Source organism: Aureisphaera galaxeae (assembly GCF_028561275.1).
Lineage (GTDB): Bacteria > Bacteroidota > Bacteroidia > Flavobacteriales > Flavobacteriaceae > Aureisphaera > Aureisphaera galaxeae.
Genome location: NZ_JAQQTF010000007.1, coordinates 340,866 through 355,521, shown reverse-complemented (window position 1 = coordinate 355,521; position 14,656 = coordinate 340,866). Strand labels below are relative to the sequence as shown.

Genomic DNA, 14,656 nt, shown 5'->3' with positions numbered 1-14,656 from the left:
GTTTCAACTAAATAACCAACCAAAAGTCTTTATATCTTAGAAAATGCTAATCTTCTTGGTTTGCTTCGCAATATCCTTTTTAGATAAACGCATTTTTCCTCTTTCATTGTTTCGGTACTGAATGTATCCTTTTCCTCGGAAGCGGTACAAGGTACCTGAAGGTTCATGGAACAATTCGACCGTTCTATCATCAATAACGTCGAGAACAAAATATTCATTGCCCAGATAATCATAATCTAGTGTTAAATATTTCGTGTAGATGTCTCCCGACACATCATCTATATTGAAAATCCCCGTGTAATCCCAGTAAATATCATAGATGTCCGTTCCATTCAAATCTTGAGAACTCTGGAAGTTTCCATCACCACCTCCTGGTAAAAACTGAAGGAAATTCTCGTAATCGAACTCATTCGGCTCTCCATAAGGACTGGTATATATCTTTTCCCAAGCAGTATATTCCTGCATGAAATAGTGGATATTGTCATAGAACAGCAGATCGTAATCGAAGGTACTTCTCTGGTATCCCACCAGAATATAACGTAGATTCAACGGTGGATAATACAATTCTATTTCACGGTTGTTCAATTGGATCACCTCAAAGGAGTGGAATCCATCGACATCGTGAGATATATCCAACTCATCCACAAAGGTGTCGTAGTATCCCACATCGATTCCAAAACCATATCCTTGATCGCCAATACCAACCAGGTTGTTGTTTGCCTTCAGATTTCCATTTCTGAATGAAAGCGTAAAGGCAATTTGCATGAACGGAATCTCACCACTGGCATTGGAGCGATTAATATCCACATACCATAACTCATAAGAATTCAATACCTCTGCCAAGGTAACCGTTGGCACGGGATCTATGGTTGTTGTAGGATCCTCTACTACCACTTCGGTGTAGCAAGAGGTGAATAGCGTAGCCAATAACGTAAATCCGAAAAGTAATTTAAGTGCTTTCATATCATCTGGATTTTAAGGTTCGGGAAGTGGAAATCTAAAAGCGTGCCAAAAATTTATTAATCTGTTTTTCAGTAACTTAAATGTTAGTTTAATGGAAATTTGAAATCAATAATGTGTGAAGAAACCATTTGGAAAGTAGCATGCAGGAGAATTGTGTATTTTTACATTTCAGAAAAAACTACATGGCTCAAAAAACAAAATTTGCAGTCTTTGGTGGGGGTAGTTGGGCTACCGCCATTGTGAAAATGCTTTCCGAGAACCTAGATGAAATAGGTTGGTACATGCGAAACGAACAAGCATTGGAACACCTAAGAACACAATACCACAATCCGAATTACCTCAGTTCTGTAGAATTCGACATCGATAAACTAAAATTAAGCAATGATATTAATGAGTTGGTGGACTATGCCGACTATCTCATTTTCGTAATTCCATCCGCCTTTGTAGAAAAAGAGTTGGAGAAATTAACCTCTTCTTTAGAAGGGAAAGTAATTTTTTCGGCCATTAAGGGAATTGTTCCCGAAAGTAGTTTGATCGTAGGAGACCATTTCTATACCCACTATAATATCCCCTTCAAGGACATAGGCGTTATTACGGGACCCTGCCATGCGGAGGAGGTTGCCTTGGAGCGTCTCTCTTATCTTACCATTGCCTGTGCCGATACCGAAAAAGCGGAATTGGTGGCCGACAAATTATCCTGCCGCTATATAAAATGTACTACTAGTGATGATATTATCGGTACCGAGTACGCGGCCATGCTGAAGAACATCTATGCACTTGCCGCAGGGATCGCCCATGGTTTGGGCTATGGGGATAACTTTCAGAGCGTATTAATGAGCAATGCCATTCGCGAAATGAAGCGCTATGTAAAAAAGGTGCACAAAATGAAACGGGATATTAACGGGTCTGCCTATTTGGGGGACCTTCTGGTAACCGGCTACTCTACGTTTAGCCGTAACCGAATGTTCGGTAATATGATTGGTAAAGGATATACCGTGAAAAGTGCCCAAATGGAAATGAACATGGTCGCAGAGGGATATTATGCAACCAAAAGTGCCTACGAACTCAACAATGCCAAGGGAAAGAAAAAGGCCAAAACTCCCATCATCAATGCGGTTTATGCCGTACTGTATGAAAAGAAGAACCCAAAGAAGGTCTTCAAAAAATTGACTGACAAACTAAATTAGATTTCACTTTCCAAATCTTCGCGAACCCATTGGCATTCATCCAGAATACTCTTGTTTCATTCCCTCCTTGAGGTAACAAATAGAAGGGTGCTTCGTCTTCCAGTTAAAGCAGCCGAACATGAAGTATCCCTTGATCAAGCCCAAGTATTATATCTCCCTATTCAACGAAATTTTCAGTTTCATTAAAAGTCCGCACAACGAAGAAAATCTGGAAAAATCGACCAAAGCCAAGGTTTACGACACTATCGGATTGTACATTTTAAAACTCATCTTACTCATTCCCGTAGTACTATTCTTCGCATTGGTGTATGATCCGGAGAACGTACAAAGTGTAAGTATGGCCGAGCGATTTTCTCCTATGCTATTGCTGTTGGTAGGGGCCTTTATTTTACCCCTTCTTGAAGAAACCGCTTTCAGGCTTTCCTTGCGATTCAGGCCTCTCTATTTTGTCTTGTCGTCCATTGTATTCACCTACTACATTTTGACCAAGGCCGTTTTCTTCACCAAAATGAGTGCCGTCGATGAGAGTTTTGTCACTAGGGTTGCCATTTCGGTTTTAGTCGGAGTCGTTCTGTTTCCAATTGTAAACCTGAAAACGGTAAAAGATAAGTTGATCGAATTTTGGACACTACACTTCCAAAGTATATACTACGTATCCTGCGTGATTTTCGCTTGGGCACACATCACGAAATATGAATTGAACCTCACCAATGTACTTCTCCTCCCCATCCTTACCTTGCCTCAACTCATGAGTGCTCTCATTTATGGATACATGCGGGTTTCCTTCGGATTTATGTATCCACTACTTTTTCATGTGGGCACTAACTTTTTGGCCATAAGCATCTCTCTATTGCCTTTCGCCGATTAATGACTATTGTCAAATTCCCAGCCTTCTTTTTAACTCATAGTTGTCTGTCTTTTCTTCACATTAATTTAATCCGAAAAACCTTCCTATCCCCTATGTAATCCAGTATATTTGTAGGATATTATTACAAATCACTATTACATGAAAAAATTTACTTTAACCTTTTTATTGCTATTTACGGGTTGCTTTGCCTTTGGCCAATCTGTATTTATCAATGAAATTCATTATGACAATACTGGCGGAGACGTTGGAGAGTTTGTAGAAGTAGCTGGGCCTGCAGGAACAGATCTTTCTACTTATAGCATCGTTCTTTACAATGGTAACGGAGGCGCCAGTTACAATACAGTAGCCCTTAGCGGTACTATTGATGACGAAGGAGCCGGTTTTGGAGCTGTAAGCCAGCTAATCTCTGGTATTCAAAACGGTGCTCCAGACGGAATTGCCCTTGTGGATGGAGTCGTTCTTGTGCAATTTTTAAGCTACGAAGGTAGCTTCACTGCCTCCAATGGCCCTGCCAATGGCATTACCTCAACCGATATTGGTGTTTCCGAACCCGGTTCAACGCCTGTGGGTGAATCCCTTCAGCTTACCGGTACAGGTAATGTATACACCGACTTTACATGGAATGCTCCAGCTGCAGAATCCCCTGGCTCTATTAATGTGGGTCAAACTTTTTCTGCAGGTACAGGAAATCCTCCAATGATTACATGTCCTAGTGATGTGGTTACACCTGCTTCCCCAGGACAGTGTGAAGCTATTGTAAGTTTCCCAGATGCCATTGCGAGCGATCCTGATGGAGATTTAGATACGGTGCTACAAACAGGTGGATTGCCAAGTGGAAGTGCTTTCCCTGTGGGAGTAAGCACAATTACGTTTACGGCAACCGACTTGGCTGGAAACTCGGCTTCTTGTTCCTTTACCATTACTGTAGAAGATAATGAAGACCCTGTTGCCGTTTGTCAAGACATTACCGTACAGTTGGACGACAACGGAATGTATACTTTAGATGCTTCCGAATTGGACGGTGGTAGCACCGATAATTGTGGGAATGTAAACTTCTCATTTACACCTCCTGGTCCTTTGGCAAGCAATACACAAGTATTGACATTAGGAAATGGTAACGATGGAGAGTCTATTGCTTACAATCCTGTTAATGGTCTTATGTACCATGCTTCTGGAATTTCTCCAGGAGACCAGTATTTTGAACCTATAAATCTGACAACCCTTACGGTTGGAGCGAATCTCGCACCTGGAAACACATGGCCTTCAGGTCTTACACAGGAAGTTACTGGTATGGCATATTATCCACCACTGAGCGGTTTTGTCGCAATGGACAGATCTGAAAACATTGTTTTGGTTGATCCTGTTGCTGAGACATTTACCTTACTATCTACACTGGCTCGTGATTATGTTAGAGGTTTTGCTGTTGTGGGAACTAGTATCTATGCTGTAGATCCTTTCTCATCGGACCTTGTAGAATTTGATCCTAATACTGGTGCCGTTATTTCAACAGTTCCTGTTGTAATGGATGGAGTTGAGATCACAGCTGGATCTACGGGCCTAACGGCAAATCCTGCTACGGGCGAAGTATATATCATTTACAAAAGTGGTGGTTCTAACAGAAGTCTTGGAATCATAGATGTAACTACAGGAATTGGTACAGGAATTGGAAATACGGGTATGAGATTCTCAGGAATTTCTTTCGATAATTCAGGTAACCTATATGCAATATCCGGAGATGGGGCAACGCCTTCGGAAACCTTATTTGTTTTCGATAATGCAACTACGGCCTCAATGGATTTAACTTGTGCAGATGTAGGCACCAACAACTACACACTGTATGTTACTGATGACTCTGGAAACACGGTATCATGCTCTGCCAACGTAACGGTAGAAGATGTAACTGCTCCCGAAGTGTTCTGCTTAGGCGAAATTAACGGAGAGCCTGTTTTCATTAATGAGATTCACTATGACAACACTGGTGCCGATCAGGATGAAGCAATTGAAATTGCTGGTCCCGCAGGAACCGACTTGAGTGTTTATACCATTGTACTGTACAATGGAAACGGTGGTGCACAATACAACGAAGTAGCCCTTTCTGGAACTATTGATGATGAAGGAAACGGATACGGTGCTGTAAACTTCCCAATTGCTGGAATCCAGAACGGATCGCCAGACGGAATCGTTTTGGCACAGGGTGGAAATGTACTTCAGTTCTTAAGCTATGAAGGTACGTTCACTGCGATCGATGGTATTGCGAACGGAATGACTTCTACCGATATCGGAGTATCTGAAGCTAGTGGGACTCCAATCGGGGAATCCTTGCAATTAACAGGAACTGGATCCAGCAGTGGTGATTTCGTATGGAACGCTCCTTCTGCTTCTTCTCCTGGTAGTATTAACGCTGGACAGACCTTTATGGCTCCTGCCTCTTCTGTACTTCAAGTAGAATTGGATGCCAACGGAATGGCAACTATCAATGTTAGTAGCTTGATCTCTAGTGTTAATGAAGCCTGTGGATGGACCGCCACTACAGGTGACCCCGCCGCTCCATGCGACCAGTCCAACCCAAGTAACGCCTTTGAAAACGGATACTTCAGTGACCCGGGAAGTGGGTTCATCGTAGCCAATGATATCGTCGTGGCAGCGGACCTAGACTTTACTTTAGAGCAGGTGACCATGAACCTGTTCCACGACGTGGGGGCGACCATCGCAACCGCGGACTTTGCCTATTACGAGGATGACGGTGGACAGCCCGGTACCATGATCGGTAGCGAAGCGGGCGTTGTACCGACCTCGCAGGCCGTTGTGGGGAACAACTTCGGCTTCGACGTAAGTGAAACAGTATTCGACATCGCTCCATTCCTGTTTGCGAGCCAAGCAGGTGTTGATACGAACTATTGGGTATCCGTATCCGTGACCTCTTCTTCCGGTGGGATCACCGCTTGGGAAGTGTCCGGTGCTACGGGGGCAGGAAGTTATGACTGCCTGAACTCCACCGATGGTGGGGCCACCTGGGGGAACCCAGTGCCTGGAAACGACGGTGTATATGTATTCAGCGGAACCTGTGGAGGGGGAATCTCAACAACACTTGACCTTGACTGTTCTAATTTGGGACTTAATGCGGTAGAAGTAACCGTTACCGATGACAGTGGGAACACTGCTTCTTGTACGGCCACCGTTGAAGTACTTGACGTGACCGACCCAATACTCATCTGCCAGGACGTGACCATCGAGATCGGGCCTGACGGGACCACCGAGATAAACCCTGAGGACCTCTTGGCCAACGCGCCGAGCACCTTCGAGGCCATGGTCATCGGTAGCGACAACCAGTCCGGTACGGAAGGGTTCACCGACTTTACCGTGGACGTTACGGCCGACGTGACCGTCAGCTTCGACTGGGACTACACCCTTAACGACACCCCAGGCTTCGACAGCTTCGGGTACCTCGTCAACGGTACGTACACCCAGCTTACGGACCCAGCGCAGGGCAACCAGTCCGGCAGTGCATCCGTGAGCCTAGTGGCCGGTGACGTGTTCGGCTTCCGTTCACAGACCGACGACAACATCTTCGGGNGAGCGGGAACATCGCATCCTGTACATCGCAGGTGACCGTTGTGGACGCCATGGGGCCGGAGCTTACCTGTCCTGACGACCAGACCGTTGACCCAGGACCGGGGAACCTGTTCTACGAGATCCCGGACTACTTCGCCACGGGCGAGGCAACGGCGACCGACAACTGTACCGACCCGGTGACCATCACCAGCCAGGACCCAGCTGCCGGAACCCTCGTACCGGACGGGACCTATACCATCACCCTGACGGCCGAGGACGAGTACGGAAACGTATCGACATGTACCTTCGAGCTTACGGTGGAGAGCGTACTGGGACTTGAGGACACGGTGCTGGACAATGCCATCAGCATCTACCCGAACCCAGCGGAGAGCGTGGTCAACATTGCCAACACGGCCAACATCCTGTTGGACCAGGCGGCGATCTACGACACCAACGGTAGGCACATCCAGACCATCGACCTGAGCGACATGCAGCAGGAGAAGGCCATAGACGTGTCCACACTGGCAACGGGAGTGTACATGGTACTGATCACAAGCGAGGACGCTTCAACGGTGAAGCGACTCGTCAAGAGATAAGGGAAAACAATTCCCAAAACAAAACCCTCCAGAGCTTTACGCGAAGGAGGGTTTTTTAATGAAAAATTTTTTGAGATTTTATCGAGCGATCACGCCCTTCTGTGCCATAACAGGAAGTTCTACTGCATTATCATCCAGAATGGAATTCGCAGGTAATTCATAGCGCTTATCGTATAAGGTATCGCCAATAAAGAAAGTAACGGAAAAGTAATTATTCAGTTTAAAGATACTCTCCTCCAAGAACTCAATCTTCGCATAACTTCTTACAGGAAGCAGTTTTAACGAATGCCTCATAGGAGCGGTCATATGTTCGGTATTATAGCCTTGGGAAACAATCAAAACAGTCTCCAATGGCTCATTGCCATCATTAATGATGTACGCATTCCAATCGTAGGTGTTGAAATCTTTATTGAATTCCTTAACAGCAGCTACATACACATCCTTAACCTCAGGAATCTTAATATCTTTTCTCATAAATGGTGAACGCTCTGTGCGGGTTTACAAAGTGCTTTTGAATTGCTCCAAGAAACGAATATCGTTTTCGCTCAACATACGGATGTCTGGAATCTGGTGCAGTAGTAAGGCAATACGATCGATCCCCATTCCGAAGGCAAAACCGGAATATTCGCTGGAATCAATTCCACAGTTTTCCAAAACATTAGGATCTACCATACCACAGCCCATGATTTCCAACCAACCCGTTCCTTTCGTCATTTTGTAGTCGGTTTCCGTCTCCAATCCCCAATACACATCTACCTCAGCACTGGGTTCAGTAAATGGGAAATAACTGGGTCGCAAACGTATTTTCGACTTTCCGAACATCTCGGTGGTGAAATACTGAAGGGTTTGCTTTAAGTCTGCAAAACTCACTCCCTTATCCACATACAATCCCTCTACTTGATGAAAGAAACAATGCGATCGGGCAGAAATGGCCTCATTTCGGTATACCCTTCCTGGGGAAATGGTCCGAATGGGTGGTTTGTTGTTCTCCATATAACGTACCTGAACCGAAGAGGTATGGGTACGCAATAAAACGTCGGGATTTGTCTGAATGAAAAATGTATCCTGCATATCCCTCGCCGGATGATATTCGGGAAGGTTTAAAGCTGTAAAGTTGTGCCAGTCATCCTCAATTTCGGGACCTTCGGAAACATTAAAGCCAATGCGGGAAAAAATTTCAGTAATCTTATTCTTTACAATGGAAATAGGATGTCTTGATCCAAGGGTAATAGGCTCTCCTGGACGGGAAAGATCGCCGTAGATACCAGCACTCTCTTCCTTACCTTCCAGCTCTTCCTTAAGGGCATTCACCTTCTCTTCGGCAGCCTTCTTTAGAGCGTTCACTGTTTGGCCAAACTCCTTTTTCTGTTCATTGGCTACGTTCTTAAACTCGGAAAAGAACTCATTGAGAAGTCCTTTCTTTCCCAAATATTTAATTCGGAATACCTCAATATCCTCTTTGGTCTTTGCGCTAAAAACCTCAACTTCTTGCAGATGCTCTTTTATCTTATCTATCATAACTACACGCCAATGTGGTCGGCAAAATTACAGAAATTCTATTGAATTAAGTAATCACTTTCTTCTCTAAAAAGTACTGAACGATCGCTTCCTTCATTAATACACTTTGCTCTCCCGCCTTTAAGGGCGGCAATTGTTCTAAAATACGATAATGGGGCCATCCGTCATCATCGAAATAATCGAATTCATAATACCCAAAAGGTTCCAGCAAACGACAAATGGCAATATGCATTAAATTGACCTTCTCGTCCTTTTTAAACTTACGGTGCAATTGTCCCAATTCCTGAAGTCCAACCAAATAAATGATGGCGTCCAAATCCAACGCATCCCCGTCGGCAAAACGGTCGCTTAAAAAGGTCGTTACGGCCTCCCATCGCTCTTTTAGTTGTGGATCTCTGGACATACTTTGTGTTCTCATGCAAAGGTAGCGGTATTCCCCTTTAAAATTGAGAATATAACAGAAATCTTATCTTTACGTTATACCTAAAAAACAATCATGAATATCATAGACATTGTTCTTGGCGTTATTTTGCTTCTCGCTTTTATTTCTGGATTTAGAAAAGGACTTTTTGTTGCACTGGCTTCCCTCATTGGCCTTATAGCTGGAGTGTTTGGAGCCATTTACTTTTCAGATTTTGCTGGGGCCTATATTTCTCGCTGGTTTAATTGGAGCGATGAGGTAACAAAACTGGCCTCCTTTGCTGTTACCTTCCTTATCATCGTTATTCTCATTAACATGGCAGGAAAGTTCTTGACCAAAATAGCCGACTTTGCCGCCCTGGGACTATTGAACAAATTGCTGGGCGGAGTGTTCGCTTTGTTACAATACGCTTTTATCGTAAGTGTCGTTTTCATGTTCTTCAACAACTCCAATCTCACGGGCTATGTCATTTCTGAAGAAAAGAAGGAAAACTCAGTATTGTATACCCCAGTAGCAGCACTAGCACCCCTGGTTATACCAAAAGTGCTAGCGCATTTTAAAAGTGAAACCGACGAAACAGAACCTACCGAGTCGTCTGCTTCAATATGATTACTATGTAACGTCACTTCGAGCGCAGTCGAGAAGTTTTGAAAACTCGACTCGTTTATGGGTCTCGACTGGCGCCTCCGCTAAAGCTTCAGTGGCATGTGGACGCTCGACCTGACACTACCTATTTATCTCGACTTACGTGCTCGCGTATGTAGATCATTGCATCTTTAAAGTCTTCAAATAGGCACTCATTCGGAACCAAATCCGGAATGATATCAATACTCGACATAATCGCATGGGGTTGTTCCTGCAATCCATCGAACATAGGATGCACGTCTTTTTGGTTCAACTCCAATAGAATTTCTTCCATGGTATATGTTCCTGACTGATCCATATAAGGAACTTCTCCCATACGTATAATCACATGGGTGGCCGATTCGGGAATCTCCTTGGCCAATTCCTGTATTTCGCTCGTAGAACCGAAGAATAGGGGTCCTTTTAGACGCTTAATGAATACCTTCTGTCTCAAGTACTCAGGGAAATTCACCTCATCTTTCCAAGGTTCATCCAATTCATCCGCTACATCTAATGCGACCACCTTGGATTTCTTCGCAGTAAGGTCTCCAATCTTCTTCATAAAGATGAGGGAAGCCAATACCAATCCAATACCTACTGCATAGATAAGATCCCAGAATACGGAAAGGAACAATACCAAAAGCATGATGATGATTTCTGTTCTTGGCATTTTTGGAATAGCACGTAGTCCTTTGTAATCCATAACCCCAATTCCTACCGTGATCAAGATTCCTGCAAGTACGGCAGCAGGGATTTGAGATGCTACATCTCCCAGCGCCAAAAGAATGATTAGGAGTAACAATGCAGCAATCATTCCCGAAAGCTTTGTGGTTCCTCCTGAGTTGATGTTTACCACAGTTCTAATGGTAGCTCCTGCTCCTGGAATTCCTCCGAACATTGCAGCGATACTATTTCCTATCCCTTGTCCTACCAATTCCTGATTCGGTTTGTGCTTGGTCTTGGTCATGTTATCAGCCACTACCGAGGTAAGCAACGAGTCAATCGCACCTAAGAATGCCAATGTCAATGCTGTAAATACATAGGGCGTTATTTGGCCCAGGCTAAAATTGGAAAAGATTTCCATGTTTAGAATAGGGAACCCACTCGGAATTTCCTTAATGGGTAGGTAGTCGAGTTTCAGGAAATAGGCCCCACCCGAAACTACGAACAGTGCGACCAAGGTACTAGGCACCTTAGTGGTAATTCTTTTAAACCCAAAAATGATGAAGATCGTAATAAAGGCGAGTATAAACTCCATCCAATTTATGTCCTGAAGGGCCCTAGGCAATGTCCTCAAAGTACCAATTACCCCCGAACCATTGCTCTTGGCTAAGGTCATGGCCTCTTGATGAATCTCTTGCTCCGTAATCTTTTCGGCTCGCGTAATGGTTTCCTTAAAATCCTCTAGTACCAAGATTCCTTCACCAGCTTCGTCTTTTAGGATTTTGTCCAAGAGTACTTCTTCTGCTTGGGGTTTGAATTCCTGAATATAGGCCTCATCACGCTCTACACTATATCCCAATAAGGGAGAAATTTGCGTGATGAGAATGATTACCCCAATGGCCGTCATAAATCCAGACACTACCGGATAGGGTATGTATTTAATATATTTTCCAATTCCAGAGATTCCCATCACAATTTGCATAAGCCCCGCCAAAAGGAAGACCAGAAGGATATAGGGCAAGGCCTTTTGTACATTTCCTTCATTGGCTGCAATGATGGAGGCAATAATAACCATGGAAACAGCGGTCATAGGAGCTGTTGGCCCGGATATCTGCGTGTTGGTTCCGCCAAAGAGCGAGGCAAAGAACCCGATAAAGATGGCACCATACAATCCCGCACTAGGGCCTAATCCAGATTGTACCCCGAAGGCCAATGCCAAGGGTAATGCCACAATTCCGGCGGTGATTCCGCCGAAGAGGTTTCCTCTAATATTTGTAAATATATTTTTGAACATAGGTTGTTGTTTTATAGGTTGTTTAAATAGCACAAAACCGACTACGGTCCTGCTTTAGAACTGGGTAATGCTTCGTTATATTAAAGCACTATAGATTCTGGTGGGGGAGAAAACGTATCTGGGTACCAAGTATCCCAAAGAAGTTCGAAAGAAATTAATGGAGTTGTTTTCTGAACACCGGTATTTAAACTTACCGGGATGCGTAATGTTTGAAAGGGATGCTTTTCCGAATCTGCTAAAGAAGTATCCGCTTTTTCCTCTTCACCCATAGAAAACTCTATGATATTCACCTCACTATCACATAGCGAAATCACTGCCGGAGCAATGATAAAAATGGAAAAAATAAGCAAAAAGAATATGGCGTTGGTCTTCATGAATTCGCTTAAGCTTAATCAAAAATAGCATTTTACGCCAATTTAGCTGTTAATCTCTTACTAAATCTATAGTGTTTTGAAATCGGAGTTAAGCACCCAACCGTCCTTTCCGTCAGCAATTTGGATGCGACTCCAGTCTCCATCTTCGGCAAGAATCTGGACTTTGGTACCCTCGTGTAAAAGGAATGAAGTCTCACTATTCATCTTAGGATCGGACTTCACTTCGGTACTTTCGGCAAAGATAATGGCAGGCTTATCCTTAAGCTGTTTTCCAAAATTTCGGAAACTCATGGAAACCCCCGTGATGAGTACGAAAAGTGTAAGTAATGCACCTACAAATAATACCCGTTTTTGTCTGCTGTACATTGAAAAATAATAGGTGATAAAGAGCAGGGCAAACAACAAGGCACAAATAACGGAAACCCATGCCCAACCTTCAAAAGTAAGCAAGCTGGAAACGCTCTTATCCCATTTTGCAAACACGGTTTGGGGTAAGGGTTCTATGGCATCTACTGTGGCATTTTGCGCATAGGCTAAATTGTTTAAAATCTCTTTGTCGTTGGGTGATAATTGCAGTGCTTTTTCGTAATAATAGATGCTCGGACCAATTTCATTAAGCCTATAATGGGCATTCCCGATGTTGTAATACAGTGCTGCAGAATGCTCCCCAGATTGCAATATCTTATTCCAATTGGTAATGGCCTCTTGGTATTTTTCGGCCTTATATTGCTGCTTCCCCTGTTCGAAAAGGGCTTCGTTCTGAGCTGTTCCCAACACGGAAACAAGAAGTATCAATATGTAGATGGCCTTTTTCATTTTCTGGGTTCCTATTGAAATTGTTTGTCTATGCTAGAAATGGTCGTAACAGCAGTTTCGTAATCTTTCTGAATAGTGACATTAGAGCTAGGTGTATAGCGCGCAAATTCACAACTCTTTAAAAGATCCGTGAAATTGCCAACTACGCCCATGTCTACCTTTCTCTCCAATAGTGCATTCGAAATATGCGCTTTGGACATTTCGCTGGTTTCTATATTCAATTTAGCCTTAAGATAATTGTGAAGTGCCCGCTCTAAAGATTCATAGAAAGCAGACTGATTTGTCATATTTTTCTTGGCTTCACTCAAGTATTTCTTGGCCAGCTGATTCGCCCTGCGTAGTCGGTTCCCTTCAACATCGGCCAAACGTTGTTTCCGCTTTCGCCCAACAAAAATGGCCAATGGAATAAACAAGAAAGGAATTCCCAACAACATCCAAAAGGCTTTCGACTTAAAGAAATAAGCCCTCTCAACAGACTCCAAATCCGCATTCAGTTTAATGTATTTAAATTGATTCTTATCCAGCGTAACCAATTGTTTGCTTGTGGCGGTATTATTTTCGGAACTTTCACTGGTCAATGGACCATTTTCAACCTCGATCAAAATCTCATTGGAGGTAAGTGTTTCGTAGGCTTCTGTTTTCGGATTGAAATAGGAAAAGGAAATAGGTCTAATGGGATAGTTCCCTTTAAACTGGGGCACTACGGTATAATTCTCTACCATGGCTCCTGTCATCCCCTTCGCTTGGGTACGGATATTATCGGCACGGGAAGGTTCGTATACTTCCAAAGAACTGGGAAGCTTCAATTTGGGAAGATCGAACAGCTTTAGGTTTCCATCTCCAGAGACCTTCACCGATAGCTCCAAGGCCTCATTGGCATCCAATTTGGTCTTATTGGCGGAAAGATTAAAATCGAAATCCCCTACCGCCCCAGTAAAGTTGATAGGTCTTCCTTCTTCCGGCAAAGGCTTAACATTGATTGTTCTCTTTCCTGCAGAAATAGTCTTATTGACCCGTGTCATAAGTCGACGCCCGAAAATATCACGACGTTTGCTCTTTACATCGATAGGAATATCCAAGCTCAAAGGTTCAATTTCCAGTTTTCCCGTTTTCTGAGGATATAGTACGGTCCTTCTCAACACTACATAGCGGTAATCTTCCCCTTTGTAGGTCCCGTCGTAGATTTTATAGTTTCCACGACTATCGATATTCTGACTCCAGAAATCGGCATATTTTGGGGTATCTACTTCCCGCCAATTACTGGTAATACTCACTTCGTGCGATACGTACAACTTATAGGTTACTGTGATCGCTTCATTGAGATAGGGATTCGCCTTGGATACCTCAGCAATGAGATGTACATTTTCACTCGCCAAATAATCGGCATTGTTCCCATCTTTAGGTTTTTTAACAGCAGATGTAACCTCGACCGCAATAGGAGTGGTCTTATAGGTTTCGCCTTCTATGTTTATGGTTGCCTGTCCAATGGTAAACTTCCCTTTTGCTTTAGGGGAAAGGGTATACGTATAGGTTTTGGAATAGCTCCTTTTTCCATTGATCCAAGAGTTGCTTATCGCTTGGTGTGGACCACCCACAATTCTAAAACCTGCAAAATCGGGAGGGTTAAAATCATCGCCATCTTGGTTCATTTCAAAATCCACCCGAAGGCGTTCGTTAATCCCCAATTTCTTTTTGCTCACCTTGGATTGAAACGTAACTTGAGCTTGCAGAAAACCACTGCCCAACAGAAATAATACTATGTAGAGAAACTGCATTCGCC

The 14,656-nt window shown here is 43.7% G+C and carries 13 protein-coding genes; 5 read left to right on the top strand and 8 right to left on the bottom strand.

Annotation, left to right across the window (positions count from 1 at the left end; translation table 11 throughout):
• Positions 1-36: 36 nt before the first annotated feature.
• The gene (locus POV27_RS14685; RefSeq protein WP_272863543.1) at positions 37-963 is read right to left on the bottom strand and encodes a nicotinic acid mononucleotide adenyltransferase; all 927 of its coding nucleotides are present in this window, start codon (positions 961-963) and stop codon (positions 37-39) included.
• A gap of 182 nt (positions 964-1,145) precedes the next feature.
• Between POV27_RS14685 and POV27_RS14680 the strand changes: the two genes are divergently transcribed.
• The 4 genes from POV27_RS14680 (at position 1,146) to POV27_RS14665 (ending at position 7,166) form a co-directional block, all read left to right on the top strand.
• Positions 1,146-2,150 (top strand): NAD(P)H-dependent glycerol-3-phosphate dehydrogenase, encoded by a 1,005-nt coding sequence (locus POV27_RS14680; protein ID WP_272863542.1) that lies wholly within the window; start codon positions 1,146-1,148, stop codon positions 2,148-2,150.
• A gap of 118 nt (positions 2,151-2,268) precedes the next feature.
• A complete protein-coding gene (locus tag POV27_RS14675; RefSeq protein ID WP_272863541.1) occupies positions 2,269-3,018 on the top strand; it encodes a hypothetical protein in 750 nt (249 codons plus the stop codon).
• A 138-nt stretch (positions 3,019-3,156) separates the two neighbouring features.
• Positions 3,157-6,627, top strand: a complete 3,471-nt coding sequence (locus POV27_RS14670) for an HYR domain-containing protein (protein WP_272863540.1) — start codon at positions 3,157-3,159, stop codon at positions 6,625-6,627.
• On the top strand, positions 6,624-7,166 hold the full coding sequence (locus POV27_RS14665; RefSeq protein ID WP_272863539.1) for a T9SS type A sorting domain-containing protein: 543 nt from the start codon (positions 6,624-6,626) through the stop codon (positions 7,164-7,166). The genes POV27_RS14670 and POV27_RS14665 overlap by 4 nt, the downstream gene beginning before the upstream one ends.
• Positions 7,167-7,244: 78 nt before the next feature.
• On the opposite strand, the gene POV27_RS14660 is transcribed toward POV27_RS14665, so the two are convergent.
• Genes POV27_RS14660 through POV27_RS14650 form a run of 3 tightly spaced genes read right to left on the bottom strand, consistent with a single transcriptional unit; the run spans position 7,245 to position 9,087 of the window.
• A complete protein-coding gene (locus POV27_RS14660) occupies positions 7,245-7,640 on the bottom strand; it encodes a hypothetical protein (RefSeq protein WP_272863538.1) in 396 nt (131 codons plus the stop codon).
• Between the two features lie 24 nt (positions 7,641-7,664).
• Positions 7,665-8,684, bottom strand: coding sequence for a phenylalanine--tRNA ligase subunit alpha (gene pheS, locus POV27_RS14655; RefSeq protein ID WP_272863537.1), 1,020 nt, complete (start codon positions 8,682-8,684; stop codon positions 7,665-7,667).
• A 46-nt stretch (positions 8,685-8,730) separates the two neighbouring features.
• A complete protein-coding gene (locus POV27_RS14650) occupies positions 8,731-9,087 on the bottom strand; it encodes a hypothetical protein (RefSeq protein WP_272863678.1) in 357 nt (118 codons plus the stop codon).
• Positions 9,088-9,180: 93 nt separating this feature from the next.
• On the opposite strand from POV27_RS14650, the gene POV27_RS14645 reads away from it, so the two are divergent.
• Positions 9,181-9,714 carry a CvpA family protein gene (locus POV27_RS14645; protein ID WP_272863536.1) on the top strand — a complete coding sequence of 178 codons (534 nt, stop codon included), beginning with the start codon at positions 9,181-9,183 and terminating at the stop codon, positions 9,712-9,714.
• 121 nt (positions 9,715-9,835) lie between these two features.
• On the opposite strand, the gene POV27_RS14640 is transcribed toward POV27_RS14645, so the two are convergent.
• From POV27_RS14640 to POV27_RS14625, 4 genes are all read right to left on the bottom strand, one after another.
• The gene (locus tag POV27_RS14640) at positions 9,836-11,686 is read right to left on the bottom strand and encodes a SulP family inorganic anion transporter (protein ID WP_272863535.1); all 1,851 of its coding nucleotides are present in this window, start codon (positions 11,684-11,686) and stop codon (positions 9,836-9,838) included.
• An 80-nt stretch (positions 11,687-11,766) separates the two neighbouring features.
• Complete coding sequence (locus POV27_RS14635; RefSeq protein WP_272863534.1) at positions 11,767-12,060, bottom strand: hypothetical protein; 294 nt, start codon at positions 12,058-12,060, stop codon at positions 11,767-11,769.
• Positions 12,061-12,126: 66 nt separating this feature from the next.
• Positions 12,127-12,876 (bottom strand): tetratricopeptide repeat protein, encoded by a 750-nt coding sequence (locus tag POV27_RS14630; protein WP_272863533.1) that lies wholly within the window; start codon positions 12,874-12,876, stop codon positions 12,127-12,129.
• 11 nt (positions 12,877-12,887) lie between these two features.
• Positions 12,888-14,651: a BatD family protein gene (locus tag POV27_RS14625; protein WP_336375839.1), complete on the bottom strand. Its 1,764-nt coding sequence runs from the start codon at positions 14,649-14,651 to the stop codon at positions 12,888-12,890.
• Positions 14,652-14,656 lie beyond the last annotated feature (5 nt).